The sequence below is a fragment of the Burkholderia sp. 567 genome (assembly GCF_040545115.1).
GTDB classification, from domain to species: Bacteria; Pseudomonadota; Gammaproteobacteria; order Burkholderiales; family Burkholderiaceae; genus Burkholderia; species Burkholderia ambifaria.
This window is the reverse complement of record NZ_JBEPLG010000012.1, coordinates 45,327-69,755: the sequence shown is the minus strand read 5'-3', so window position 1 is coordinate 69,755 and position 24,429 is coordinate 45,327. Positions and strand designations below refer to the sequence as shown.

Here is a 24,429-nt window from a genome sequence, read left to right as displayed (position 1 = left end):
CACCGGCCCGCACGCATCGTGCGGCACTCGGTCTCGTTTGACGCGGCAACGAAGTCTGCTACGCTGCGCGTTTTCGTCCACGCAACACACGATGGAAAACGCATTCAACGAACGCGGCGTGACAATCACGCGCAACGGCCTGTCGGCGGCGGGCCAAGTCTTTCCGCTGCGTGACATCCGCAACGTCGACGTCGTCAAGATCCCGAAGAATCGCCTCGTGCCGTGGCTGATCTCGCTGATCGGCGTGGCCGCCGCCATTGCCGGCGGCATCGGCGGATCGAGCGGCGCGCTGGTCGTCGGCGTGATGCTCGCCGTCGTCGGCTATCTCGCCTGGACCACGCAGGACATCACGTACCGGCTGATGGTCGAGATGCCCGACGGCAAGCGCGAAGCGCTGTCGAGCGTCGACGCCGAATTCGTCGAGCGCGTCGCGCAGATCGTGCGCGATGCACGCGCCGCGACGGCCGCCGGCTGATTTCCGCTGCGCGCGCCCACCACCTACTATGAAATGAGCGGCACGCCGCCGCATCGTTCGAGGAGGTGGGCATGAACCCCCAATCGCTGTCCGGCATGCTGCGCGCGCAGGAACTGCTGCTCGTCTCGATGATTCGCACGCTGCCGCCCGACACACGCCGCGCGCTCGTCGATCTCTACGCCGAACAGCTCGCGTTCGCCGAACAAACCGGCTTCGAAGGCCACGGCGATCGCGCGACACACGATGCGTTCATTGCGCATGCGCGCAACCTGCTGATTCGCATCGAAGCGCTGGCCTAGCGCCCGTCTTTCCCGAATTCATCCCCGCGCGGCTCGCCCGACCCGCGCCGACGGCGCGTGTCCGCACTCGCCGTTTTCCGTTCTTGTACTGATAATGATTCTCATTTACACTTGAAGAACCATTAGTTTCCTTTCAATTCGCCGTTCGCCGCCTGTCGCGCGCGAACGGGCCAGCCAGGTGAACCCGTCACCCAGCCAGCCTTCGGGCTCGTTATCGTCAATGGGAGACCACCTGTGCATTGCTATTCGCTGGCGCGGCGGCCGATCTGTGCCGCGCTGTTCGGCGTGTTCGGCCTGTCCGCCGCCCCCGCTTACGCCGATTCCACCGCTAACGCCGCTGACGCCACTTATGTCGATTCGTCGTCGAAAGGCGCCAACCCGCCGTCTGCCGTCCTCGTTGCCGCATCCACGCGCGGCGATGCGGCGCTGCTCGACCCCGTCACCGTCACGGCAACCCGTACCGCCACCGCTGCGAGCCGCACGGCCGCGTCCGTGTCGGTGATCACCGACGACGATCTCGAGGAACAGCAGGCCACCAACATCAAGGACGCGCTGCGCTACGAGCCGGGCGTCACGGTGCGCCGCACCGCGTATCGCCCCGGCAGCGCCGCGCTCGGCGGCGGCCGCGACGGCGATTCGAGCATCAACATCCGCGGCCTCGAAGGCAATCGCGTGCTGCTGATGGAAGACGGCATCCGCCTGCCGAACGCGTTCTCGTTCGGGCCGCTCGAAGCCGGGCGCGGCGACTACTCCGATCTCGACACGCTCAAGCGCATCGAGATCCTGCGCGGCCCGGCATCGGCGCTGTACGGCAGCGACGGGCTGACCGGCGCGGTGAACTTCATCACGAAGGATCCGCGCGACCTGCTGTCGATCTATGGCAAGCCCACGTATTTCTCGTTCCGGCCGAGCTACGACTCGGCCGACCGCAGCGTCGGCGCGACGGTATCGGCCGCGGGCGGCAACGACCGCGTGCAGGGGATGATCATCGCCGACGGCCGGCGCGGCCACGAAGTCGACACGCGCGGCAGCAACAATTCGGCGAACACGCTGCGCACGACGTCGAACCCGCAGGACGTCTATTCGGAATCGCTGCTCGGCAAGCTGACGCTGACGCCCACCACGCGCGACACGATCAAGTTCACAGCCGAAACCGTGCAGCGGCGCGTGAGCACCGACGTGCTGTCCGCGATCAACCCGCCGACCACGCTCGGCCTCACGACCCACGACCGGCTCGAGCGCAACCGCTTCAGCGTCGATTACGACTTCCGCGACGATGCATTGCGCTGGTTCCAGACCGCGCACGTGCAGTTCTACTACCAGGACGCGAAGCAGGACCAATACGCATTCGAGACGCGCGGCAAGCAGCCTTCGCGCTCCCGCGACAACGAGTACCAGGAGCGCACGTTCGGCGGCTCCGCGTTCGCCGAAAGCGGCTTCGCGACCGGCCCGCTCGCGCACAAGCTGCTGTACGGCGTCGACGGCAGCCTGTCGCGCGTGACGAACCTGCGCGACGGCACGGTGCCGGGCGTCGGCGAGGCGTTCCCGAACAAGGCGTTTCCCGACACCGACTACACGCTGTTCGGCGCGTTCGTGCAGGACCAGATCGGTTACGGCCGCCTGCTCGTCACGCCGGGGCTGCGCTTCGATACGTACCGGCTGAGCGCGTCGCAGAACGATCCGTTGTTCACCGGCACCGCGGTGTCGACGAGCGCGAACGAAGTGTCGCCACGCGTCGCGGTGCTCTACGAGATCACGCCCGCGCTGATTCCGTATGCGCAATACGCGCACGGCTTCCGCGCGCCGACACCCGACCAGGTGAACAGCAGCTTCTCGAACCCGGTGTACGGCTACACGTCGATCGGCAATCCGAACCTGAAGCCGGAGACCAGCGACACGTTCGAAGCGGGCCTGCGCGGCAAGGCCGGCACCGGTTACGGCATCGTGCGCTACAGCGCGGCCGCGTTCACCGGCCACTACCGCGACTTCATCTCGCGCACGACGATCGCGGGCAGCGGCCGGCCGGTCGACCCGTTCGTGTTCCAGTACGTGAACTTCGCCGACGCGCGCATCCACGGCTTCGAGGGCCGCGCCGAATGGGTGATGCCCAACGGCCTCACGCTGAAGACGGCGATGGCGTTCACGAAGGGCTCGACGCAGAACAACGGCGCGGCCAGTCAGCCGCTCGATACGGTCAGCCCGTTCTCGGCCGTGTTCGGTGTGCGCTACGAACCGGGCGAGCGCTGGTTCGTGCAGACCGACCTGCTGTTCCAGGCCGCGAAGCGCGACAAGGACATCCCGGCAGATGCGTGCCCGGGAGCCAGAACGTCATGCTTCGCGCCGCCGTCGTCGTTCGTCGTCGACCTGCGCGGCGGCTACCGCTTCAACAAGCACGTGAGCGCGACGATCGGCATCCGCAACCTGTTCGACCGCAAGTACTGGAACTGGTCGGACGTGCGCGGCCTCGCGGCCGATTCGCAGGTGCTCGACGCGTACACGTCGTCCGGGCGCACCGTCGCCGTCAGCATGAAGGTGGATTTTTGAAGCGCGCCACCGCGCGTTCCTGCCCAACCGTTACTTGAAGGAGTCCGACATGATGCATTCCGCCCTTCCCGGTCAACCGGCCACGCCGGCCCGCGCGGTCGCCGCATTGCGCGACGCGTTCATCAAGCTCAAGACCGAGCGCCAACTGCGCAACCGCGACGTCGCACAGGCGCTCGGCATCAGCGAAGGCGAGGCGCTCGCCGCGTTCGTCGGCGAGCACGTGGTGCGGCTCGACGCACGCTTTCCGGCGATGTTCGAGGAAATGCCGCGCCTCGGTCGCGTGATGGCGCTCACGCGCAACGACACGGCCGTCCACGAGAAGGACGGCGAATATGCGCAGATGAGCCACGACGGCCCGGTCGGACTCGCGCTCGGCGACATCGACCTGCGCATCTTCTACCGACACTGGGCGTCGGCGTTCGCGGTGCGCGACCAGACCGCGCACGGTCCGCTGAAGAGCCTGCAGTTCTTCGACGCGCAAGGTCATGCGATCCACAAGGTCTACCTGCGCGCGCACAGCGATCACGCGGCGTACGACGCGTTCGTCGAACGCTGGCGTGCGGCAACGCAGGAGCCGGGGCTCGAGGTCGTGCCCGCCGCGCCGAAAACGCCCGAGCGCGCCGACACCGAGATCGACGTCGCGGGTTTTCGCGCGGCGTGGGACGCGATGACCGACACGCACCAGTTCTTCGGCATCACGCAGCGCTTCGGCGTGAGCCGCATGCAGGCGCTGCGTCTCGCCGATCCGCACTATGCGTATCCGGTCGAAACGGCGCGCGCGCTGCGTCACGTGCTCGAACGGGCCGCGCTGAGCGGTCAGCCGATCATGGTGTTCGTCGGCAACGCGGGAATGATCCAGATCCACACAGGACCCATCGCGAACGTGCGCGAGGTCGGCGCATGGATCAACGTGCTCGACCCAAGCTTCAACCTGCACGTGCGCGAGCGGCTGATCGCCGCCGCCTGGGTCGTGAAGAAGCCGACGAGCGACGGCATCGTCACGTCGCTTGAGCTGTTCGACCGACAAGGCGACCACGTCGCGCTGCTGTTCGGCGAGCGCAAGCCCGGCAAGGTCGAACGCGGCGACTGGCGCACGCTCGTCGCGACGCTGCCGTCGGCGGCGCACGGGGACGCGCGGTGAGCGCGCGAGCCTTCTCGCCGCGACGTCGCGGCGTGCTCGCGAGCGCGGTTGCCGGCGTGCTCGCGGGCGCGCTGCCCGGCCGCGCGCTGCCGCAGGCCGCGCAGAAGCGCGTCGTCGTGATCGGCGGCGCGCTCGCGGAAACCGCATTCGCGCTCGGCGGCGCCGACGCGCGCGGCTACCGGCTCGTCGGCGCCGACACGACCTGCACGTACCCGGACGCCGCGAAGCGCCTGCCGAAGGTCGGCTACCAGCGCGCGCTGTCGGCCGAGGGGCTGCTGTCGCTGCGCCCCGATCTCGTGCTCGCGTCGGCGGAAGCCGGCCCGCCCACCGCGATCGCGCAGGTGAAAAGCGCCGGCGTCGCGGTGACGACGTTCGACGAGCGCCACGACGTCGACTCGGTACGCGCGAAGATCACCGGCGTCGCGCGGGCGCTCGACGTGCGCGATGCCGGCAGCGCGCTGCTGCAACGCTTCGACCGCGACTGGCAGGCCGCGCGCGACGCAGTCGCCGCGCGCGTGCCCGGCGGCGCGCAGCCGCCGCGCGTGCTGTTCGTGCTGAACCATACCGGCAACCAGGCACTCGCCGCCGGCCAGCGCACCGCCGCCGACGCAATGATCCGCTATGCGGGCGCGCGCAATGCGATGCAGGGCTTCGATCACTACAAGCCGCTGACGAGCGAAGCGCTCGCCGCCGCCGCACCCGACGTCGTGCTGATCTCAGACGAAGGGCTCGCGGCGGTCGGCGGCCGCGCGGCGCTGCTTGCCGCGCCCGGCTTCGGCGCGACGCCGGCCGGCCGCGCGCAGCGCGTCGTGTCGCTCGATGCGCTGTTCCTGCTCGGCTTCGGCCCGCGCCTGCCGCTCGCCGTCACGACCCTGCACCGACGGCTGTCGGATGCGCTCGCCTGATTCCGGATTGACCCGATGCCCGTTCCTGCTTCGCCCTTCCCCGCACCGTCGCGCGCATCGTCCGCCTCACGTTCCGGCGCCGCGCGCGTCGGCACGTCGCGCCGCTTCGCGCCGTTCGCGCTGGCCGCGCTCGCTTGTCTGGTGTGCGCGATGTCCGTCGTCGCGCTGTGCGTCGGCGCCTATCGCATTCCGATCGCGCAAGCATGGGCCGCGCTGACCGGCGATGCAGCCGCGCAGCAGGCGCGCGCGGTGCTGTTCGACATCCGCGCGCCGCGCGTCGTGCTCGCGCTGCTGGTCGGCGGCGGCTTCGGTGCAGCCGGCGCCGCGATGCAGGCGCTGTTCCGCAATCCGCTCGCCGATCCGGGCCTCGTCGGCGTGTCGAGCGGCGCGGCACTCGGCGCGACGACGATGATCGTCCTGGGCCCCGCGCTGTTCGCCGCGCACGCGAGCGCCGCCGTGCTGCCCGTCGCCGCGTTCGCGGGCGCGCTTGCCGTCGCGGGGCTCGTCTACCGGCTCGCCGCGTCGCGCGGCCGGCTTGCGCTGCCGCTGCTGCTGCTCGCGGGCATCGCGATCAACGCGCTGGTCGGCGCAGCGATCGGGCTGCTCACGTTCGTCGCCGACGATGCGCAGTTGCGCTCGCTGACGTTCTGGAGCCTCGGCAGCCTCGGCGGCGCGCAATGGTCCGCGCTGGCGGCCGTCGCGCCGTGCGTCGCGATCGGCTGCGTGCTGCTCGCGCGCGAACGCGATGCACTGAATGCGCTGCAGCTCGGCGAAACCGAAGCGCTGCATCTCGGCGTGCCCGTGCAACGGCTCAAGCGGCGCGTGCTCGTCGCGGTCGCGCTCGCGGTCGGCGCACTCGTGTCGTGCGCGGGCATCATCGGCTTCATTGGGCTCGTCGCGCCGCACTGCGTGCGCCTCGCGTGCGGCCCCGACCAGCGCGTCGTGCTGCCCGGCGCCGCGTTGCTCGGCGCACTGCTGACGCTCGCCGCCGATCTCGCCGCACGCACGATTGCCGCGCCCGCCGAAATTCCGCTCGGCGTGCTGACCGCGCTGCTCGGCGCGCCGTTCTTCCTCGTGCTGCTGTGGAAGAACCGCGGTGCGCTCGGCGGGTAATCCTTTCTTCACGACGATCATGCTGACCGCCCACCACCTCGACGTCGCCCGCCGACACAACGTCATTCTGCGCGACCTGTCGCTGTCGATCGAACCAGGCCGCGTGACCGCGCTACTCGGCCGCAACGGCGCGGGCAAGAGCACGCTGCTGAAAACTTTCGCCGGCGAACTGACCGGCAGCGTCGCGCCGAACGGCGTGCGCGTGACCGGCGACATCACGCTGAACGGCGAACCGCTTGCGCGCATCGACACACCGCGTCTCGCGTGCCTGCGCGCGGTGCTGCCGCAGGCCGCGCAGCCGGCGTTTCCGTTCAGCGTCGAGGAGATCGTGCTGCTCGGCCGGTATCCGCATGCGCGGCGGGGCGGTGCGCGGCATGTGATCGCACACCGCGATCGCGACATCGCGTGGCAGGCGCTCGAACGCGCGGGCGCCGATGCGCTCGTCGGTCGCGACGTGACGACCTTGTCCGGAGGCGAGATTGCCCGCGTGCAATTCGCCCGCGTGCTCGCGCAGCTGTGGCCGGACGACGATGCGATGGAACAAGGCCCGCGCTACCTGCTGCTCGACGAACCGACCGCTGCGCTCGATCTCGCGCATCAGCACCGGCTGCTCGATACCGTGCGCGCCGTCGCGCGCGAATGGCAGCTCGGCGTGCTCGCGATCGTGCACGATCCGAATCTCGCCGCGCGGCACGCGGATTCGATCGCACTGCTCGCGGACGGCACGATCGTCGCGCACGGCACGCCGCGCGACGTGATGACACCCGCCCATATCGCGCGGTGCTACGGCTTCGCGGTGAAGATGGTGGAAACCGGAGACGGGTCGCCGCCCGTCATGGTGCCGGCGTAAAGCCGCTGCGTGCCGTGCGATCGCTGGCCGTCCTGTCGCTCAATGCCCGACATCCGCCGCGCCGAACGTCCGCATCTTCCATCCGAGCCGCACGGCAAGCATCCGCATCGTGAATCCGGCCGCCAGCGCGCCCCCCGTCGCGAACCCGGCGTCGATGCCGAAATACTGCATCCCGACATACAGCGTCCCCGTGAAGAACGCGACGCTCGCATACAGCTCCTCGCGCAAAATCAGCGGCATCTCGTTGCACAGCAGGTCGCGCAGCATCCCGCCGCACACGCCGGTGATCACGCCGGCCAGCACGACGATGATCGGCGCGTTGCCCGTCGACGCGCCGATGTCGCAGCCGATGATCGTGAACGCCGCGAGGCCGATCGCATCGACGGTGACGAACAGCGCTTTCATGCGCGCGACGTGCCGCGCGGCCCACGACGCGACGGTCGCCGCGGCGAGCGTGATCACGAGGTACTCGGGACGCGCGATCCAGCCGAGCGGATAGTGGCCGAGCAGCACGTCGCGCACGGTGCCGCCGCCGAGCGCGGTCACCGCGCCGACGAGCGCGAGCCCGAAGCGATCCATCCCGCGCCGCATTCCCATCAGCGCGCCCGACATCGCTTCCGCGACGATCGCAATCAGATAGAGCGTATGCATCGCGCGCCTCAGTCCTCGGTACGGAACAGGTCGAGCACGCGTTCGCGCTCGGGCGCATCGACGGCCGCGGGCATCGGCTCGTCGCGCTTGCCGTGCGCGTCCGGCGCGTCCGGCCCATCGGATGCCGGCGCACCGCCGCACGCGAAGCGGCTGCGGATGTACGGCGGCACGTCGGCGGTGCAGGTGCCGCGCGTGTATTCGGCGTACACGAAATCGCCGTCGACGAGCGCGAGGTCCTGCGGCGGCGTTGCGTCGACCGGCGTACGTCCGGCAACCGCCGTCTTCATGTAGTCGAGCCAGACCGGCAGCGCGAGCGTCGCGCCGGTCGCGCGCCCCATCGATCGCGGCGTGTCGTAGCCGAGCCACGCGACCGCGACGATGCCCGACGAATAGCCCGCGAACCACACGTCCTTCGAGCCGTTCGACGTGCCGGTCTTGCCCGCCGCGTCGTCGCGGCGCAGCGCGAGCGCGCCGCGCGCGGTGCCGGCCCGCACGACGTCGCGCAGCATGCTGTCCATCACGAACGCATTGCGCGCCGACACGACGCGCGTGCCGTCCGGCGCCGGCGCGTCGTACAGCGCGCCGCCGTGACGCGGCTTCACCGACAGGATCAGCCGCGGCACCATCCGCCTCCCGCCGTTCGCGAACACGCCGTACGCGCTCGCGAGTTCGAGCGGCGTCACGGCGCCCGCGCCGAGCGCGAGCGGCAGCGACGCCGGATTGCGCTGCGCGTCGAAACCGAAGCCCACCGCGTGCTGCTGCACATAGCGCGCGTCGGCGGCCTGCATCAGGTTGACCGCGACGAGGTTCTTCGAGCGCACGAGCCCGCGCCGCACCGGGATGAAACCCTCGTACCGGTTGCCGTAATTGCGCGGACGCCACGGCCGCGCGCCGGTTTCCGCATGCGTGAGCGTGCGCTGCGTATCGTCGACCAGCACGCCCGGGAAATAGCCCTTCTCCAGCGCCGCCGAATAGACGAACGGCTTGAAGCTCGACCCCGGCTGCCGATACGCCTGCAATGCGTGGTCGAACACGTTGCCGTTGAAATCCGCGCCGCCGACGAGCGCCAGCATGTCGCCGGTGGCCGCATCGAGCGACACGAGCGCACCTTCGAGCCCGTTGCGCGCATCGCGCTTCGCGCGTGGCTGCCGGCGCAGCGTGCGGTCGAGCGCGGCTTCGGCCGCGCGCTGGTCGCGCATCGAAATCGTCGTCGTCACGTCGAGGCCCAGCGTGTAGGCGTCGTCATGGAATCGCTCGACCATCATCCGACGCGCGCGCTCGGCGACGTACGGCGCCGCGATGATGCCGGGCGGCGGCGTGGTCGCGAGCGCGATCGGCGCGTCGATGGCCGCGCGATACGCCGCATCGTCGAGTTCGCCGAGCGCATGCATGCGGCCGAGCACGTAGTTGCGCCGCGTGGTCGCGCGTGCCGGGTTGACGACCGGATTGAACGCGGACGGCGCCTTCGGCAGCCCGGCGAGCACGGCCGCCTCGCCCGCGCTCAGCGCGTCGAGCGGCTTGCCGAAATAGACGTTCGCGGCCGCCGCGAAACCGTACGCGCGCTCGCCGAGATAGATCTGGTTCATGTACAGCTCGAGCAGCTTGTCCTTGCCGTATTCGCGCTCGAGCTTGATCGCCATCAGGATCTCGGCGAGCTTGCGGCTCAGCACCTTGTCGCGTGTCAGGTAGAAGTTGCGCGCGACCTGCATCGTGATCGTGCTGCCGCCCTGCCCCGGCTGCCCCGTCACGAGGTTCGCGAAGGTCGCGCGCGCGAGGCCGCCGACATCGATCGCGCCGTGCTGATAGAACTTCGCGTCCTCGGCCGCGAGCAGCGCGTGCCGCATCAGCGGCGGAATGCGTTCGAGCGGCACGAACTCGCGGCGCTCGACGCCGTACTCGGCCAGCAGCTCGCCGTCACGCGAGAAAATCCGCAGGGGCAGCGCGGGACGATAGGCGGCCAGATGTTCGACGGACGGCAGTTGCGTCCAGATGCGGTCGATGGTCCATGCGCCGATGCCCGCGCACGCGAGCGTCAGGCCGAGCAGCGCGCCTGCGAGGATGCGCCATGCACGACGGCGCGGCGATCCGGGAGGCTGCGCCGATGGCGGCGGAGGGTTGGCGGTGTGGTCGGTCATGCGGGCTCCTTCTTCGATGCGGCGACCGCGGGCGCTCGAGTGGCGCCAGTCGGTCACGGAAGGCGCGCATTGTCGAAGGGATACCGGAATACCGGAACATTCTTTAGCCAAAGTTTGGCTGGCTAAATTTTATTCAGGAAAGGATGCTCGTGGCCCCGCGGCGACGCCAGTCGAACCGCGCTGCGCACGAGCCGGTTCGCTTGTACCATCATCTGCATGTTCGACACGTACCTGCGCCTGTGGGACCTCGTTCCCGACGGCGGCCCGATCCTGACCGCAAGTGGCGGCGTGCTGCCCGTCGTGTGGCACGCGCGGCCCGCGATGCTGAAAGTCGCCACCTGCGACGAAGAGCGCCGCGGCAATGCGCTGATGACCTGGTGGAACGGGGACGGCGCCGCACGCGTGTGGCTGCACGACAGCGACGCGGTGCTGCTCGAGCGCGCGCAGCCGGCGCCGACGCTTGCCGGCTTGTCCGCCGCGGGCCACGACGACGATGCGATCCGGATCGCGTGTGCTGCCGTCGCGCGGCTGCATGCGCATCGCGCACCGGCGCCGCCCGCGGTCGTGCCGCTGCACGACTGGTTCTACGCGCTGCTGTCGCACGACACGGACGACGACGTGCTGCGCCGTTCGGCCGCGACCGCGCATCGGCTGCTGGCCGTGCAATCCACCGACGAAGTCGTGCTGCACGGTGACATCCATCACGGTAACGTGCTGCACTTCGGCGATCGCGGCTGGCTCGCGATCGACCCGAAGGGTTTGCGCGGCGACCGCGCGTTCGACTACGCGAACCTGTTCTGCAATCCCACGCACGACATTGCGGTCGATCCGGCGCGCTTCGCGCGGCGCGTCATGCTCGTCGCTGAAGTGACGCGGATCGACCGGCGCCGGCTGCTGCAATGGATACTCGCATGGGCCGGGTTGTCGGCAGTCTGGATGATGGAAGATGCACTGCCGCCGGATACGCGGCTGGAGGTTGCGAGGCTGGCGGCGGGCGTGCTCGATCGATAGCGATATCGCATCGGCCATGAGAATGGGTTCGGCGGGAATTTCGGGCGAACGCGGCGAAGACTGGCGGCTCCCGGCCAGGAAGGGGCATTGGACCGATGGTGCTAGATTGACGACAATCTTAAGCACCAAACCTCGAGGTTTCGATATGGTCGTGAAATTCATCTTCGAAATCATCGATTTGGACACGGCCTGTCCCGGTGCGCGCTTTTCGATTGAAGTACCGCATTCGTCTGTCATTTCCGCCTTGTTGGGAGACGAGAAATTTGAAGCAGACTGTTGCTATGAGTTAGATGCGTCCGAGACGGCTAGAATCTCAGCGTATTTCGGTTTCTCGGTTGGAGAATCGACCTTGGCGATTCTGAGACCTCGTCATTGGGTTGACGATCTTCCTTACCAGGTCCACACAGATCGGGAGCTTGCGCTGATGCTAGAAGGAACGAAACCGTTTGCTGCCTTCAGCGAAGAATATCCGTTGTCGACAGATGATAGTGCAATTCCAGAGCGACTATTCGACCGTTATGTGGCAGAAGGACGATTCGTAAAGAGAGAGTACGTCGAAACAAGAATTTTGGAGGGCCACCGTGCAAGGCGGGTTTTGTATGCACGATCTTACGAAGCTTGGCGAATTGATGCCTATATACTTCTTTGGCATACCGGACAGGTGACCGGGTGGAACGAATCGCTTGAACGCATGGAGGGTTTCCTCCTCGGTTATGAGGAGTGGCAGACGGACGCATACATTCGCGCGGCACAAGCACGAATGTACACACGCAAATCGGTTAAAGCCAGATGACGATACCTACCTATAAGGCGAATTCTGGTCGACGCCGAGCCAGAGTTATACCGGCTGGATCGAAAAGAGGTCTTTCAGAGCGGCATCTGAACACCGAAATTTAGGAGCGCCAGAAAATTATGATCCACCCGCTCTACAAACTTCTCGAAAAATTAGACGAAAAGAAACTGTACTACTCCCTCTCGCGACATCGAAGCGACACGATACTGGTATCGGTGACGTTCGTCGGGATGCGCGTTGAGGTCGACGTTTTTGATGACGGGAAAATGAATGTTTCCTGCTTTCGCGGCGATGAAAGTGTCGAAGGATTTGAAGATCTAGCCTACGCCCTGATTGCAGAATACGGCAACTGATGCCGTTCGCGATGTTGTTGCCGACATCGAGCAGCAGCGTTATATCCGCAACCCACAACAATGGCGAAACGCGTGAGGTACCTATGGGGCGGAAGTGGACCAAAATCGAACTGGAACTGTGCCGAAGGGTGGATGAAGTCTTGTATTACGTCTGGGCCCCTATCGGGGTTGCGCACAGCCCGGCGGCACGCGATGAGTATCAAGGATATCTGCCGAAGGTGTTTGCCATGTTGCAGGCGCGAGCCGGCGCATCGTCGATGGCCTTACTGGAGTCAGCCAAAGCCTTGGCGGGCATAGCTGGTTTCATGTGTGAACTCTGTTTTTGTGTGGCTAAGTCGGTTGTTCTGGTCTGCCCGCACTGCAAATCGCTCGGCATCCGTACTCCATGCGGCACATGGACTCCTTGGGTTGGTTCTAAGTGTCGCTACTGTCATAAGCAGTATTAGGAGCATCCATACTGCATAATGTTGAAATCTGGTCGCGGGCCAGCATGCGCTCGTAGTCGCAGCACCGCACGGATGCGATGAGACCCGTCACTGCGTTTGAAACACCGCGACATGCCAATAGGCCCGTGGATCGCGGAACCAGGGCGCGAATTCATTCCGGTCAAAGACACGAAGCTGCTTCATTTCCACCGCATAACGCCGGAACAGAGCGAGCAACTCGCGCAAAGCACTCTCATCGATCTTTGTTTCATCGACATAGATGCTCAATACGTCTAGCTCGCCTTCATAGCGCTTCACACAAGGCAGCTTATCGAGCCACTCGAAGAATGCGGATTCATCACACTCCGAGTAGTACCAAACACGCTTTGCAGATAGAACCAGTTCACCTGTCACGACGTCTGCCTCCCGTACAAATGTAGTAGCCGCCTCCGCCGGGATATTGCACAAACCAACCGGTCCTTTGTTCATGTTCTTTTCTGAGCAGACTGGCCACCGGTAGCTTAGCTCATTGCGAATGGCCGCTTCGGTGAAGATCGAAGGTCTCCCCGGGTCGATCGGCGCCGGTCGCACGTTGCAGGGCGGCGGCCGGCCGCCGGCCGCGTTCGGCCATCTACGGGCGCTAATCCATACTTGCATTCGGACGTTCGAATGTCGGTTCCGCCTCGCGTGCTCTGTGTCCTGAGATTCAGGGGGCGGGCTGCTCCACGGCATACTTTCGTCATCAGACTGGCTCGACCAAAACACGTCGCTTGAGGACAAATTGACTCGCCCCCAAATTATCAGAACGCACGTTAGTTCTTTCCCCTATATACGCAAAGAAAGAAGCATCGATCGAAGCCGATCTGCTACGCTAATCAATACGCCAAGAAAAAAGGTCGACAGAGTTCGATCTACTCTAGGCGTCGGGGGAATTTGAGTATGTCAATCGAAAGCATCTACAGTTTTCTGACCTATCCAAAGAATCATAAGCGGGCTGCCGATGCCATCGATGGCATCCACATCAAACCAGACAAGGGCAAGCTTTCCAAGATGCTTTCGGAAGTATTTGATAGTGCCACGTCCAGGCGCGACGTTCCGATCACTTTCGTTTCCGACAATCAAATCAATCCGATCCGGGAGCAGTTGCTTGCCTTCTTTACGAAGCCGAGGCTAGCGAGTGCGCTCCCGTTGGCACAGTCATTGCAGGCCGCAACGCCCGGCACCGCAGGTATGGGGTTATTCTTCGTCTGTCTGGGTGCTGACGAGGGCAAGGCAGGTAAGCGCATCGTGCTTTCTCGCTTCGCTGCGGACGAAGGAGTTGTAGCTAGTAAGAACGGCAGCGCGCTAAGTGTGGAGTTTGTTGAGCAAGTTTTCTTAAAGAACGCACACACGTACAAAGCTGCGACATATCGGCACGAGGCGGGCAAAAGCGACGCATGGAAAGGCATCGCCACAGATCGGCAATTAAATCACGGGTCGAAAGCAATCGCCGATTATTGGATTGTGGACTTCCTGTGCTCAGAACTCACAACCACCGCGGCGGAGGGGACTCGCCGGCTCGCCATTGCCATGAAGGATGCAAGCAGGTCTACCAGCGACCCTCAAGTGCGTGGAGAGATCGTCGCAGCCGCGCGACTCGCGGGCAATTTGACATCGAACGCCATGACTATTGAACAGTTTTGCGATCAGTTCGCGATGTCCCAAAGGGCCAAAGACGCAGTAAAAGCCGCTGTCAAGCCAGCGCGTCTCATCACTGAATCGTTTCGGTTCGATGCGGACGAGTTCATTAGGCATGTCCCATACAAACAGATAGAACTTGATAACGGTGCAACTTTATCCGCGCCGACAGATAGATTTGAGGACGTCTTCCATTCGGAGAAAATAGGTGATGCCCACGCCTATTCCACTCAAGGGATGATTGTGGACGAAAAGCTGAGGTCAAGTCGATGAGCAACGAAGAACTTTTCGCTGAGTATTCGCGCCGGTATGCGAATATTCTTTCCCCCTTGGCTACGGGCCTGATGTCCTTCCTAAATCAGCGTCTCGACGGCATAAAACACATTGATCGAGTCAGCACACGCGCCAAAGATCCTGCGCGGTTCCTCGCAAAGGCAGTCAAAGAAAATGGCGGGAAGCGCAAATATTCCGATCCTTTTAGTGAAATACAGGATCAAGTCGCCGCTCGTATCACTGTCTTCTATCTGTCTGACGTCGAAGTGGTCGAGATAGCAATCATGAAATACTTCAATCGCATCGAAGCAAACTCAGTCATACCAGATTCGCCAAAGCAATTTGGCTACGAAGGTAGGCACCTTGTGTTGGCGATTCCTGAAGAACTATTCGAGGACGAAGAGCAGCACGGCGCCCCGGATTTCTTTGAGTTGCAAATTAAGACCCTTTTTCAACATGCCTGGGGAGAAGCCGAGCACGACCTATCCTATAAACCGACGTCGCCGCTAACAGAACTTCAAGCGCGGGAGATTGCGTTCACTGCAGCGCAGGCTTGGGGGGCAGATCAAATGTTTGCCAAGCTCGCTAAAGAACTAACCGCTAGATAACTCTTTTATCTTTCGGTGACGACCGGGATCCAACTAGACGGTGACGACTGCAGTAATCTGCAACCCGCCATTCGGCGGACACACCTCTCCAGAAATCAACGAACACCCGAAATGAAAAAAACCCGCCGACTTCCACCGGCGGGCTTTCCTATCCGACTTTGCGCGACTTTCAGCGCGCCGGATTCAGCGTCAGGTTCATGTGACGGTTCACATCCTTGTACAGCAGATATCGGAAGCGCCCAGGCCCCCCCGAATAGCATGCCTGCGGGCAGAACGCGCGCAGCCACATGAAGTCGCCCGCTTCCACCTCCACCCAGTCCTGGTTCAGGCGATAAACGGCCTTCCCTTCGAGCACGTACAGCCCGTGCTCCATCACGTGCGTCTCGGCGAACGGAATCACGCCGCCCGGCTCGAACGTCACGATGTTCACATGCATGTCGTGACGCATGTCGCTCATGTCGACGAAGCGCGTCGTCACCCATGCGCCGTTGGTGCCCGGCATCGGGATCGGCTCGACGTCCTGCTCGTTGGTCACGAACGCGTCGGGCAGCGCGATGCCGTCGACGGCCTGGTAGTGCTTGCGCACCCAGTGGAAACGCACGGCGGCATCGCTGACGTTGTGCAGCGTCCAGTCCGCGCCCGGCGGAATGAACGCGTAGCCGCCCGGCTTCAGCGTGTGCTTGGTGCCCTGCAACGTCAGCTCCGCCTCGCCTTCGACGACGAACAGCACGGCTTCGGCGTTCTTGTCCTGCTCGGGCTTGTCGCTGCCGCCGCCCGGGTTCACTTCGACGATGTACTGCGAAAAGGTTTCGGCGAAACCCGACAGCGGACGCGCGATCACCCACAGGCGCGTGTTGGTCCAGAACGGCAGCCAGCTCGTGACGATGTCGCGCATCACTCCCTTCGGAATGACAGCGTACGCCTCGGTGAACATCGCGCGATCGGTCAGCAGATCGGTCTGCGGCGGGTGGCCGCCATGCGGCGCGTAATACGTTGTCTTAGACATAAAGCATCCAGGCAATGGGTTGGTCCGGCCCCGGGTCGCAACGGCCAAGCGCGGCACGCGCGTGGGGCACGCATGCGGCGGCGGGACATCGTTGCCGGGGTGGCTTGAAAGCGCGGGCGCCTTCGTTCGGTCGGCCAGGCTTCGCGACGGGTCCGCCCGGTTCAGCGGGCGGGGCGACCCATGCTTGTGGGTCCGGCGGCCGGGCCTCGGACACTCGCGGTCATGCGGCGGGGCACGGGGGACGGCACGGTTCGATTCCGTACGCGGGCAGCGTTGACGATAGCGAAGTCGATTTCGATCGACCAATTAAATGTTGCGATGACATCCATTCGATTTCGCACTACCCGGTAGCGCCCGCGAGGGCCGGTGCACGCGTGTCGCGCGCGTTCGGTGCGTCAGGGAAATCCTGATCACGGACGAGCCGAGCCCGAGCGATTGCATGTCAATGCAACTGGCGATGTCGTCTATCAGCGGGAAAGGTACAGCGGGAGGGAATGTGCCAACCCGTCGAGCGGGGCCGGGCATGAACTGCGGAAGGGAATGAAGCCGCCGGTCTTGCCGGCGACGGCGGCCCGGCTGAGGCCGCCGGGCCGGCTGTCGGATCAAGTGCCGACGCGTCGGGCGTGCCGGTGCGCAAGTCGCGCACCGTGCCGCGCCCGCGGCGATCAGTCCCAGTCGCGGTGGTGGCGATGCTTGCGGTGCCGATAGCCGCGATCGCCGTGATCGCGCTCGTACGAGCTGCGCGACATGTTGCCGCCCAGCGCCGCGCCTGCGCCACCGCCGACGGCCGCGCCCAGCAGGCCGCCCGTGCGGCCGCCCATTGCGTTACCGGCTGCGGTACCCGCGCCGCCGCCGAGGGCGCCGCCGATGATTGCGCCGGTGCGCTCGCGACGGTTCGACGTCACTGCGCCGCCTGCGCCGCCGCCGATCGCGCCGCCGATGACGGAGCCGGTGCTGCCACCGACCGCGCCGCCGACCGCTGCGCCGGCAACCCCGCCGAGCGCGCCGCCAAGGGCATTGTTCAGGTCACCGGCCATTGCCGGCAATGCGGTCGCGCCGGTCAGCACGGCGACGACGAGAGTGGGGGCAATTTTCTTCCACATTCCCGTATTCTTCCTTGTTCGCAATCTGGTTATTGAAGGTCCGCTCGATACGACGATCTGAATCGATCGAGGTGGAGACCAGCATTGTGCCGAATCCCGGACCAATTCATTTCAATGAGCTTGCGGCGAAGAATAGCACCGGTCGAGCCCCGTTGCAGTCGACATTCTCGTAACAAGTTGTTTACCGAAACGGGACTCGGAAAGGCTTGCCGAAATCACCGCCAAGGCCCGCCGGTAAAGGCTCCGGCAACGGGCGACCGGTCGCGGGGACGGTACGGGGAGCGTCGACGGCGCGCGTTCGGACACAGGTGGCAACACATCGGCGAGCGCCGCGGGGCGCCAGTCGGTTTTCCGATGGTGAACGAGGGTCAATACACGCCCGGAAGCAGCCGCCAGGTATGCGCGCAGTACGCATCGTATTCGGCGCCGAATTGCGCGCGCAGCAGCGCTTCCTCGGAACGGATGCGCGCGACGAGCGGCACCATGGTCAGCGCGACGAGCAGCAGCCCGACGCCCGATCGGAACGCGAATGCCCAGCCGAGCGCATTCACGATCAGGCCGAGATAGCTCGGATTTCGGATCCTGCGATAGATGCCGTCCGTGACCAGCGTGTGGCCCGGCTGGATCGCCACCAGCCCGCTGAAGCGCTTGCCGAGCACGAACACGGGCCAGATGCGCAGCACGCCGCCGGCGACATACAGCACGACGCCGATCCAGCGCACCGTGTCGCCGCCGAAGGTCCATACGTCGAGCCGGTCGGTCAGCGCGGGCAGATAGGCGAGCAGGAACCCGCTGGCCGCGAAGGCCGGAAGCACCCAGCGGTTGTCGCGGTCCTCGCGTTCGCCGGCGTTCAGGTTGCCTTCGGTCAACAACGCGGCGGCGGCCAGCGCGAGCGTCGCGACGGCGATGACGGTCAGTTGCAGATGAGAAAAGAAGGCGGCGAACCCGCCGATGCCGAGCACGGCGAGCCCGAGGTAGACGAGCGCGGACACGCTCGACACGATTGCGACCTTGCGCGTAACGGCCATGGCTGCCTCGCCGGGGTGGGTTTTCCTGTGAAGTATAGGAACCCGGGCGGCCGATGCGCACGCGCGCCGTCATGCGGCGCGCGAAGTGTTGTTGCGAGAAGCGGCGGCGCGGCGTCGACCGACGCGGCCGATCGACGTGATCGACGCGCGGGGCAGCCCGCGCCCGTCGGCTGGTCAGCGAATGCGGAAGTGGCCGCCGATCCCGACGCTGACGGGCGGTGCGTAATACGCGGGCGCATAGCCGTAGTAGACCGGCGCGGGTGCGTAGCCGTAAGGCGGCGCGACGTAGCAGCCGGACAGGCCGGCGATCAGCGCAAACGTGATGAGAACTTTGTACATGGCTCGATTCCCGGCGAAGAGGACACATTGCATCTCGCGACGGCCGGCACGACGGGGCGGTCCAGCCTTCCTGTCGCTCGATGCGGTAATGCGCGGGAGTCTAGCGCCGGGGCCGGGGGAACGAGTTTCGCGACCGGTTACACGTGTTACGTCGCGTGACCGCTGAAACAGGTGCGTGCGGCGCGATAGCCCACGGGCACTGGCGCCGCCCCGCATGACGAGCCCGACACGCGTTACACGAAACGTTCGCGGATGCGCTGCGCGACCGATTCGAGCGCGGCCGCGTCGGCGATGTCGCGCGCGTGCAGCCGCAGCTCGACGCCTTCCCAGCGCGGGATCACGTGGAAATGCACATGCGGGACCGTCTGGCCCGCCGCCGCGCCGTTGAACTGGCCGATGAACACGCCGTCCGGCCCGAGCGCCGCGCGCACGGCCGCCGCGACGCGCTGCGTCATCCGGATGCCGGCCGCGGCCGCATCGCCGGACAGCTCGAAGATCTGCGCGGCCGGCTCCTTCGGGATCACGAGCACGTGACCGTCGGCCTGCGGCATGAGATCCATGATCGCGAGGGTTGCGTCGTCTTCGGCGACCTTCACGCACGGCAGTTCGCCGCGCAGGATTCTGGCGAACGGGTTGTTGTTGTCGTAGGACATGGCGTTTTCCGATTGTTCGATGGGCGGTTTGACTGGGAACGATGCCGGACGATTATCGGCCGACGGCCGGTCGGATTTCAACTTGCCGGTACGAACCCGCGCGATCGACACACGCGATTCGCACACGCCGGCCAGCATATCGCCCGAGCGACGCCGCCCCCGGCGTCGTCACTCCCCCGCGATTGCCACCGCTTGCCCGAACCTGCGACACTGCCGGATCGTTGCCGGCCGGCACGCCACCGAGGACGCTCGCGCATGACGATCCCCTTCAAATCGCTGGTCCTGCGCGGCGTCGCGGTCGCGCTCGTCGCCGCGCTCGGCTACACCGGCTACATGCTGTCGCGGCTCGCCCCGATCGCGACGGGCTATGCCGCGAAGGCGCTGTGTTCCGGCGTGTTCGTGTCAGGCCGTCCGGCCGCGTCGGTGATCGACGTCGACATCATGGCCGGCGTGCACCCGCTGCTGAAACTGGTGCACCCGTCGCTCGATCCCGAGCATCATCGCGCAGTCGCGACGTTCGCCGGTTTCGCGCGACGCGAGGCGGAGTTCCGGCCCGGGCTCGGCTGCACGCTCGCGCTCGGGACGTCGCCCGGCGTGCTGCCGGCCGCGCTGCCGCCCGTCGCCGATCCACCATCCGCGAACGATGCGGCGCCGCCCGCACCGCCCGCCGGCATCGACGCACGCAAGCTGCACATCGCGCTCGACCGCGCGTTCGACGAACCCGATCCGGCGCGGCCGCGGCGCACCCGTGCGGTCGTCGTGATGTGGCGCGGCCACGTGATCGCCGAACGCTATGCACCCGGCTTCACGGCCGACACGCCGCTGCCCGGCTGGTCGATGACGAAGACCGTGACGGCCGCGCTGGCCGGCGTGCTGGTCGCGCAGCACAAGCTGTCGCCGGATGCGTCGGCGCTGCTGCCCGAATGGCGCGGCAGCGGCGATGCGCGCGCGGCGATCACGCTCGACGAGCTGCTGCGGATGACGAGCGGCCTGGAATTCAACGAAGACTACGACGACCCGCTGTCCGACGTCGCCGTGATGCTGTTCACGCAGCCCGACACCGCGCGCTTCGCGTCGGCCAAGCCGCTCGCCGCGCAGCCCGGCACGCAGTGGTACTACTCGAGCGGCACGAGCGCGATCGTCGCGCGCGTGATGCGCGAAGCGCTGGGCGGCACCGAGGCCGACTACCTCGCCTTTCCGCGCCGTGCGCTGTTTGAGCCGCTCGGGATGCACAGCGCCGTGTTCGAGCCCGATGCGGCCGGCACGCTCGGCAGCCCGTCTTATTTGTATGCGAGTGCGCACGACTGGGCGCGCTTCGGGCAGTTTCTGCTGCAGGACGGCGTGTGGAACGGGCAGCGGCTGCTGCCGGAAGGCTGGGTGCGCTACCTGACGCGCGCGACGCCGCAATCGACGCACCAGGAATTCGGCGCGCATCTTTGGGTGAAGGTGCCGGAGCCGTTCAACGATCGCGAGCCGCATGCGAGCGCGATGCCCGCCGACGCGTTTCATGCGGTCGGTCATGAAGGCCAGTTCGTGAGCGTGGTGCCGAGCCGCGAGCTGGTGGTCGTGCGGCTCGGGTTGTCGCGGCCGGAATCGGCGTGGAACCACGAGGCGTTTCTCGCGCGCGTGCTCGACGCCGTACCGGCATCCGGCACGTGACGTGACGTGACGTGACGTGACGTGCCGTGCCGCGGCGGCGGCAGTCGCACCACCCCGCCCGCCCCGCGCGCGACTTGCGATGCGTTACGGGTTCGCGCTGCCCGCGTACTGCTTGAAGCCTTCGCGCGTCGCCAGACGCTCGATGTAGCGCGTCGCCGCCGGGAAGTCCGGGTGCTCGAACGGCGTGCCGAACCAGCGGTTCACCGACAGGCCGATCGGAATGTCCGCGAGCGTGAAGTGATCGCCGGCCACGAAGGCGCCGGTCGCTTCGAGCTGCGCGTTCAGCACCTGCATATGCTTCGTCCAGCCCGCGATCGACTGCGCGATCGCCGCCGGGTCCTGGTGATCGGGCGACTTGCGCACGAGGCCGAGGAACGCGCCGACCCACGAACGGTTCAGGTCCGAGCCCTGCCAGTCGATCCACTGATCGACCCGCGCGCGCGCCTGCGGCTCGGCCGGATAGAGCGCGTCGCCGCCGTAGCGGTTCGCGAGATAGCGGATGATCGTGTTCGACTCCCACAGCACGAAGCCGTCGTCCTTGATGACGGGGACGAGGCCGTTCGGATTCAGCGCGAGATAGGCCGGGTCGTTGGTCGTGCGAAAGCCCGCGCCCCAGTCTTCCTGCTCGAACGGCAGGTTGAGTTCGGTGCACAGCCACAGCACCTTGCGCACGTTGATGGACGGAATCTTGCCGAGGATGTGCAGCATGCAGGCTCCTTGTGAGGTCGAATGCAAAGCGTTCGGGATGCCCGAAACGGCCCGAACGCGCTCCCGTCGAATTTATACACGAGCGCGCGTAAATCGACAGGGCCGCACGCGAAATCGGCGTTCGCGGCCCGCCGCCCCGCTTACATCGGCTTGAGCACCATCAGGAAATAGACCGTCAGCATCGCGAAGAACGCCGGGTAGCCGAGCAGCTCCCAGCGCTTCGCATAGCGCCAGTAGCGCGCCGGCAGCGTGGCTTCGCCGTTCGCATGCGCGAGGTTCGCCAACGCGGCCAGCTCGATCTGCAGCCACACGACCGGCAGCCAGCACGCGCCCGCGATCGCATACAGCACGATCGACGCGACGAGCCACGGCGTATGCCACGGCCAGCCGGCCGTATGCGCGAGCCACAGCCCGGACGCCGGCTGGAAGATCACGGCCGGTGTCGTGAACCACCAGTCCGCGCGCACCACGAGCCGCGACACGGCGGCGATCGCGGGCACCGACCGCGTGCGGTTCGCGAAGAACAGGTAAAACGCGGTGCCGAAGCCCGTGCCGACCATCAGCACGGAGGACAGGATGTGAAGCGCCTTGATGACGAGATAGGTATTCATGGCTGTTCTTCTTCTGAAAACAGGATCAACAGGATCGCGAGAATCGGCACGTTCTTGATCACCGGGCCGAACGGTTCGGCCAGCAGGCCGGGCATCGTGACCGCGATGACGGCCGAATACGCGACGATCAGCGCGGCTTGCGCCATCCACAGGCGGCGGGTGGGTGCAGCGACGGTCGCCACCCCGAACGCGAAGTCCAGCGCGCAGGCGGCGTAGAGGGCGATCAGCGCGGGCAGCCCGGTGAGGTGCGCGCGGGCGAGCATCGCAAGGCTGTCGCTCTGCGGGTGGACGAACGCGCTCACGATGGCCGTCCAGATCCAGACGATCGCAAGCGCGCCGAGCAGCAGCGGCCGCCGCCACATCGCGAGCGCATCGCGGCGCAGCGCGAGCGCGTCCGCGCCGATGAAGCTGCGCAGGCCGCGCGGCGGCCGGCCGAGCACGGCTGCCAATGCCGCGGGATCGCCGGTGTTGCCGCCGCGCAGCATCGTCCACGTATCGCGGGTCAGCATCGCGCCCGGCAGCGTGCCGACCAGCGCGGCCGCCGCACCGACCAGCGGGCCCGGCAGCGCAATGCGGGCTGCCGGCGGGAAGCCCAACGCGGCGCGATAGCCGCTCAGCATCTCGCGGTACTCGACTTCATCAGCGCCGACCGCGTCGATGACCGAATGGCCGGCCGCCGGCGAAACGACGAGCCGCGCGACGAGTTCGGCGAGATCGTCGACGTGCACGGGGCGCAGCCGTTGATGGCCGCCCGCCGGCAATGCGTGCACGGGCAGGCTCGCGAGCATCCGGAAGAACCGTGCCGACGTGCCGGCCGCGCCGTAGACGAGCGCGGGCCGCACGATCCGGTAATCGAGCGGCAGCGTCTGCAGGAAGGTGTCCGCTGCGTACTTGCTGGCGAAATACGGCGTGTCGCCGCGCTCCACGCCCAACGCCGAGACCTGGATCACGCGCCGCACGCGGGCGCGGCTGCATGCCGTGAAGAGCGCGCAGGGCGCCGCGCGATGCACGGTGTCGAGCGTCGCGCCGCGCCGGTCGGTGAGGATCCCGACCGCATTGATCACGACGTCCACGCCCGCCAGCCGGGCCAGCCACGCGTCGGGGTCGACGTCCGTCGCGAAGTCGATCGCGACATCGCGCGGGCCGACCGCATGCCGCACGCCGCGCAGCACGCGATGGCCGCCGGCTTCCAGCCGCGCGCACAACGCCCGCCCGATGAACCCGTTCGCGCCGCAGACGAGGATGTTCATGTCGCACTCCGTGGTGCGGCATGCCGGCGGATCGACAGCAGGGCCTCGTTCATTTTCATCCTCTACTTACTGTTATTTCTGTAACGACAGAAATAAAGACTTCAAAAAAAGCGGGCTGCGCGCCCGCACTTACGATTTCCGCTTACTTCGACGACTTGCGCCTGACCGTCTGGCTGATCTTCGCGCCGATCCCGAGCGCCTTCATCAGCGTGTCGGGCTTGAGCCGCAGCATCTCGTCCGACCAGGTCGTGAGCGTCTCGACGAACTGCAGCGTGTCGCGGATGCGCTGTTCGGTCTCGCGGCTTTCATCGGCGATCTCGGGACTCGTCAGGCAATCGCGCAGCACCGTGAGCGTCGGTTCGATCTCGCGCTGCCGCCGCCCTTCGACGATCAGCTTGAACAGTTCCCAGATGTCGGTCGACGTCTCGAAATGGTCGCGGCGATCGCCCAGCACGTGCACGACCTTCGCGAGCCGCCACGCCTGCAGTTCCTTCAGGCTCGTGCTGACGTTGGAGCGCGCGACGTTGAGCGTCTCGGCGATCTCGTCGGCGGCGACCGGCCGCCCGGCCAGGTACAGCAGCGCGTGAATCTGCGAAACGGTGCGGTTGACGCCCCATCGCGAGCCCATTTCGCCCCAGTGGAGAATGAATCGTTCGGCAATCGGTGTGAGTTCCATGTCGGGAAATTTAGTTTTTTCAGTTATTTCTGTCAAGAGAGAAATAACTGTCGGCGACGCGAGCCGCCATGCTGGTGCGTCGACCGCTAGGCGATTGCGACTGCGGTCACCGCCCGCCTTTCCCGCCGCGCCCGCCCGCTTCC

The 24,429-nt window shown here is 66.2% G+C and carries 25 protein-coding genes; 13 read left to right on the top strand and 12 right to left on the bottom strand.

All coding sequences use genetic code 11. The features are described from left to right. The first annotated feature begins 91 nt into the window (after positions 1–91). From ABIC50_RS28750 to ABIC50_RS28720, 7 genes are all read left to right on the top strand, one after another. A complete protein-coding gene (locus tag ABIC50_RS28750) occupies positions 92–475 on the top strand; it encodes a DUF6232 family protein (protein WP_166721320.1) in 384 nt (127 codons plus the stop codon). 71 nt (positions 476–546) lie between these two features. Beyond that, positions 547–774, top strand: coding sequence for a hypothetical protein (locus tag ABIC50_RS28745; protein WP_006754285.1), 228 nt, complete (start codon positions 547–549; stop codon positions 772–774). Positions 775–1,008: 234 nt separating this feature from the next. Beyond that, positions 1,009–3,318: a TonB-dependent hemoglobin/transferrin/lactoferrin family receptor gene (locus ABIC50_RS28740; protein ID WP_354168261.1), complete on the top strand. Its 2,310-nt coding sequence runs from the start codon at positions 1,009–1,011 to the stop codon at positions 3,316–3,318. A gap of 49 nt (positions 3,319–3,367) precedes the next feature. Then, the gene (locus ABIC50_RS28735) at positions 3,368–4,459 is read left to right on the top strand and encodes a hemin-degrading factor (protein ID WP_354168259.1); all 1,092 of its coding nucleotides are present in this window, start codon (positions 3,368–3,370) and stop codon (positions 4,457–4,459) included. Next, on the top strand, positions 4,456–5,364 hold the full coding sequence (locus ABIC50_RS28730) for a heme/hemin ABC transporter substrate-binding protein (RefSeq protein WP_471685681.1): 909 nt from the start codon (positions 4,456–4,458) through the stop codon (positions 5,362–5,364). Before ABIC50_RS28735 ends, ABIC50_RS28730 begins: the two co-directional genes overlap by 4 nt. 15 nt (positions 5,365–5,379) lie before the next feature. After that, complete coding sequence (locus tag ABIC50_RS28725) at positions 5,380–6,477, top strand: FecCD family ABC transporter permease (protein WP_354168257.1); 1,098 nt, start codon at positions 5,380–5,382, stop codon at positions 6,475–6,477. Positions 6,478–6,496: 19 nt separating this feature from the next. Continuing rightward, positions 6,497–7,327, top strand: a complete 831-nt coding sequence (locus tag ABIC50_RS28720; RefSeq protein WP_354168255.1) for a heme ABC transporter ATP-binding protein — start codon at positions 6,497–6,499, stop codon at positions 7,325–7,327. A gap of 39 nt (positions 7,328–7,366) precedes the next feature. Here ABIC50_RS28720 and ABIC50_RS28715 read toward each other — a convergent pair whose 3' ends face one another. Both ABIC50_RS28715 and ABIC50_RS28710 read right to left on the bottom strand, forming a co-directional pair. Beyond that, positions 7,367–7,978, bottom strand: coding sequence for a trimeric intracellular cation channel family protein (locus tag ABIC50_RS28715; RefSeq protein ID WP_354168254.1), 612 nt, complete (start codon positions 7,976–7,978; stop codon positions 7,367–7,369). A gap of 8 nt (positions 7,979–7,986) precedes the next feature. Beyond that, positions 7,987–10,113 (bottom strand): penicillin-binding protein 1A, encoded by a 2,127-nt coding sequence (locus ABIC50_RS28710; protein ID WP_354168252.1) that lies wholly within the window; start codon positions 10,111–10,113, stop codon positions 7,987–7,989. A 216-nt stretch (positions 10,114–10,329) separates the two neighbouring features. On the opposite strand from ABIC50_RS28710, the gene ABIC50_RS28705 reads away from it, so the two are divergent. The 3 genes from ABIC50_RS28705 (at position 10,330) to ABIC50_RS28695 (ending at position 12,270) form a co-directional block, all read left to right on the top strand. Beyond that, positions 10,330–11,124 carry an aminoglycoside phosphotransferase family protein gene (locus ABIC50_RS28705; RefSeq protein ID WP_354168250.1) on the top strand — a complete coding sequence of 265 codons (795 nt, stop codon included), beginning with the start codon at positions 10,330–10,332 and terminating at the stop codon, positions 11,122–11,124. A 151-nt stretch (positions 11,125–11,275) separates the two neighbouring features. Continuing rightward, a complete protein-coding gene (locus ABIC50_RS28700) occupies positions 11,276–11,917 on the top strand; it encodes a hypothetical protein (protein WP_354168249.1) in 642 nt (213 codons plus the stop codon). Positions 11,918–12,036: 119 nt separating this feature from the next. Beyond that, positions 12,037–12,270 carry a hypothetical protein gene (locus tag ABIC50_RS28695; protein ID WP_175707945.1) on the top strand — a complete coding sequence of 78 codons (234 nt, stop codon included), beginning with the start codon at positions 12,037–12,039 and terminating at the stop codon, positions 12,268–12,270. A gap of 533 nt (positions 12,271–12,803) precedes the next feature. On the opposite strand, the gene ABIC50_RS28690 is transcribed toward ABIC50_RS28695, so the two are convergent. Beyond that, positions 12,804–13,184, bottom strand: coding sequence for a hypothetical protein (locus ABIC50_RS28690; RefSeq protein ID WP_354168247.1), 381 nt, complete (start codon positions 13,182–13,184; stop codon positions 12,804–12,806). 450 nt (positions 13,185–13,634) lie between these two features. Between ABIC50_RS28690 and ABIC50_RS28685 the strand changes: the two genes are divergently transcribed. Together ABIC50_RS28685 and ABIC50_RS28680 are read left to right on the top strand one after the other, a co-directional pair. Further along, positions 13,635–14,645 carry a hypothetical protein gene (locus ABIC50_RS28685; protein WP_354168245.1) on the top strand — a complete coding sequence of 337 codons (1,011 nt, stop codon included), beginning with the start codon at positions 13,635–13,637 and terminating at the stop codon, positions 14,643–14,645. Continuing rightward, entirely contained in the window at positions 14,642–15,253 is a 612-nt protein-coding gene (locus ABIC50_RS28680) for a GTP pyrophosphokinase (RefSeq protein WP_354168243.1), read from the top strand. Before ABIC50_RS28685 ends, ABIC50_RS28680 begins: the two co-directional genes overlap by 4 nt. A gap of 169 nt (positions 15,254–15,422) precedes the next feature. Here the strand turns inward: ABIC50_RS28680 and ABIC50_RS28675 are convergent, their stop codons facing one another. From ABIC50_RS28675 to ABIC50_RS28655, 5 genes are all read right to left on the bottom strand, one after another. Beyond that, on the bottom strand, positions 15,423–16,259 hold the full coding sequence (locus ABIC50_RS28675; RefSeq protein ID WP_175660039.1) for a bifunctional allantoicase/(S)-ureidoglycine aminohydrolase: 837 nt from the start codon (positions 16,257–16,259) through the stop codon (positions 15,423–15,425). 665 nt (positions 16,260–16,924) lie between these two features. Beyond that, positions 16,925–17,362 (bottom strand): hypothetical protein, encoded by a 438-nt coding sequence (locus ABIC50_RS28670; protein WP_011659738.1) that lies wholly within the window; start codon positions 17,360–17,362, stop codon positions 16,925–16,927. 368 nt (positions 17,363–17,730) lie between these two features. Beyond that, positions 17,731–18,390, bottom strand: a complete 660-nt coding sequence (locus ABIC50_RS28665) for a methyltransferase family protein (RefSeq protein ID WP_354168241.1) — start codon at positions 18,388–18,390, stop codon at positions 17,731–17,733. A gap of 174 nt (positions 18,391–18,564) precedes the next feature. Continuing rightward, entirely contained in the window at positions 18,565–18,729 is a 165-nt protein-coding gene (locus ABIC50_RS28660; RefSeq protein ID WP_164714766.1) for a hypothetical protein, read from the bottom strand. 233 nt (positions 18,730–18,962) lie between these two features. Then, positions 18,963–19,382, bottom strand: a complete 420-nt coding sequence (locus tag ABIC50_RS28655; protein ID WP_006760790.1) for an HIT family protein — start codon at positions 19,380–19,382, stop codon at positions 18,963–18,965. A gap of 255 nt (positions 19,383–19,637) precedes the next feature. On the opposite strand from ABIC50_RS28655, the gene ABIC50_RS28650 reads away from it, so the two are divergent. Then, positions 19,638–21,041 (top strand): serine hydrolase domain-containing protein, encoded by a 1,404-nt coding sequence (locus tag ABIC50_RS28650; protein ID WP_354168239.1) that lies wholly within the window; start codon positions 19,638–19,640, stop codon positions 21,039–21,041. An 84-nt stretch (positions 21,042–21,125) separates the two neighbouring features. On the opposite strand, the gene ABIC50_RS28645 is transcribed toward ABIC50_RS28650, so the two are convergent. From ABIC50_RS28645 to ABIC50_RS28630, 4 genes are all read right to left on the bottom strand, one after another. Further along, positions 21,126–21,749: a glutathione S-transferase family protein gene (locus ABIC50_RS28645; RefSeq protein ID WP_354168237.1), complete on the bottom strand. Its 624-nt coding sequence runs from the start codon at positions 21,747–21,749 to the stop codon at positions 21,126–21,128. Between the two features lie 140 nt (positions 21,750–21,889). Continuing rightward, a complete protein-coding gene (locus ABIC50_RS28640; protein WP_006750625.1) occupies positions 21,890–22,360 on the bottom strand; it encodes a DUF2269 family protein in 471 nt (156 codons plus the stop codon). Beyond that, entirely contained in the window at positions 22,357–23,610 is a 1,254-nt protein-coding gene (locus ABIC50_RS28635) for an SDR family oxidoreductase (protein ID WP_354168235.1), read from the bottom strand. Before ABIC50_RS28635 ends, ABIC50_RS28640 begins: the two co-directional genes overlap by 4 nt. Positions 23,611–23,752: 142 nt before the next feature. After that, positions 23,753–24,286: a GbsR/MarR family transcriptional regulator gene (locus ABIC50_RS28630; protein ID WP_006760784.1), complete on the bottom strand. Its 534-nt coding sequence runs from the start codon at positions 24,284–24,286 to the stop codon at positions 23,753–23,755. Between the last annotated feature and the right edge of the window lie 143 nt (positions 24,287–24,429).

Coding starts and splice junctions, on each gene's coding strand:
- ABIC50_RS28630 (WP_006760784.1), bottom strand. CDS start 24,286: ATGGAACTCACACCGATTGCCGAACGATTCATTCTCCACTGGGGCGAA.
- ABIC50_RS28750 (WP_166721320.1), top strand. CDS start 92: ATGGAAAACGCATTCAACGAACGCGGCGTGACAATCACGCGCAACGGC.
- ABIC50_RS28635 (WP_354168235.1), bottom strand. CDS start 23,610: ATGAACATCCTCGTCTGCGGCGCGAACGGGTTCATCGGGCGGGCGTTG.
- ABIC50_RS28725 (WP_354168257.1), top strand. CDS start 5,380: ATGCCCGTTCCTGCTTCGCCCTTCCCCGCACCGTCGCGCGCATCGTCC.
- ABIC50_RS28655 (WP_006760790.1), bottom strand. CDS start 19,382: ATGTCCTACGACAACAACAACCCGTTCGCCAGAATCCTGCGCGGCGAA.
- ABIC50_RS28645 (WP_354168237.1), bottom strand. CDS start 21,749: ATGCTGCACATCCTCGGCAAGATTCCGTCCATCAACGTGCGCAAGGTG.
- ABIC50_RS28690 (WP_354168247.1), bottom strand. CDS start 13,184: ATGAACAAAGGACCGGTTGGTTTGTGCAATATCCCGGCGGAGGCGGCT.
- ABIC50_RS28650 (WP_354168239.1), top strand. CDS start 19,638: ATGACGATCCCCTTCAAATCGCTGGTCCTGCGCGGCGTCGCGGTCGCG.
- ABIC50_RS28715 (WP_354168254.1), bottom strand. CDS start 7,978: ATGCATACGCTCTATCTGATTGCGATCGTCGCGGAAGCGATGTCGGGC.
- ABIC50_RS28745 (WP_006754285.1), top strand. CDS start 547: ATGAACCCCCAATCGCTGTCCGGCATGCTGCGCGCGCAGGAACTGCTG.
- ABIC50_RS28735 (WP_354168259.1), top strand. CDS start 3,368: ATGATGCATTCCGCCCTTCCCGGTCAACCGGCCACGCCGGCCCGCGCG.
- ABIC50_RS28685 (WP_354168245.1), top strand. CDS start 13,635: ATGTCAATCGAAAGCATCTACAGTTTTCTGACCTATCCAAAGAATCAT.
- ABIC50_RS28660 (WP_164714766.1), bottom strand. CDS start 18,729: ATGTACAAAGTTCTCATCACGTTTGCGCTGATCGCCGGCCTGTCCGGC.
- ABIC50_RS28720 (WP_354168255.1), top strand. CDS start 6,497: ATGCTGACCGCCCACCACCTCGACGTCGCCCGCCGACACAACGTCATT.
- ABIC50_RS28680 (WP_354168243.1), top strand. CDS start 14,642: ATGAGCAACGAAGAACTTTTCGCTGAGTATTCGCGCCGGTATGCGAAT.
- ABIC50_RS28695 (WP_175707945.1), top strand. CDS start 12,037: ATGATCCACCCGCTCTACAAACTTCTCGAAAAATTAGACGAAAAGAAA.
- ABIC50_RS28675 (WP_175660039.1), bottom strand. CDS start 16,259: ATGTCTAAGACAACGTATTACGCGCCGCATGGCGGCCACCCGCCGCAG.
- ABIC50_RS28705 (WP_354168250.1), top strand. CDS start 10,330: ATGTTCGACACGTACCTGCGCCTGTGGGACCTCGTTCCCGACGGCGGC.
- ABIC50_RS28640 (WP_006750625.1), bottom strand. CDS start 22,360: ATGAATACCTATCTCGTCATCAAGGCGCTTCACATCCTGTCCTCCGTG.
- ABIC50_RS28665 (WP_354168241.1), bottom strand. CDS start 18,390: ATGGCCGTTACGCGCAAGGTCGCAATCGTGTCGAGCGTGTCCGCGCTC.
- ABIC50_RS28670 (WP_011659738.1), bottom strand. CDS start 17,362: ATGTGGAAGAAAATTGCCCCCACTCTCGTCGTCGCCGTGCTGACCGGC.
- ABIC50_RS28710 (WP_354168252.1), bottom strand. CDS start 10,113: ATGACCGACCACACCGCCAACCCTCCGCCGCCATCGGCGCAGCCTCCC.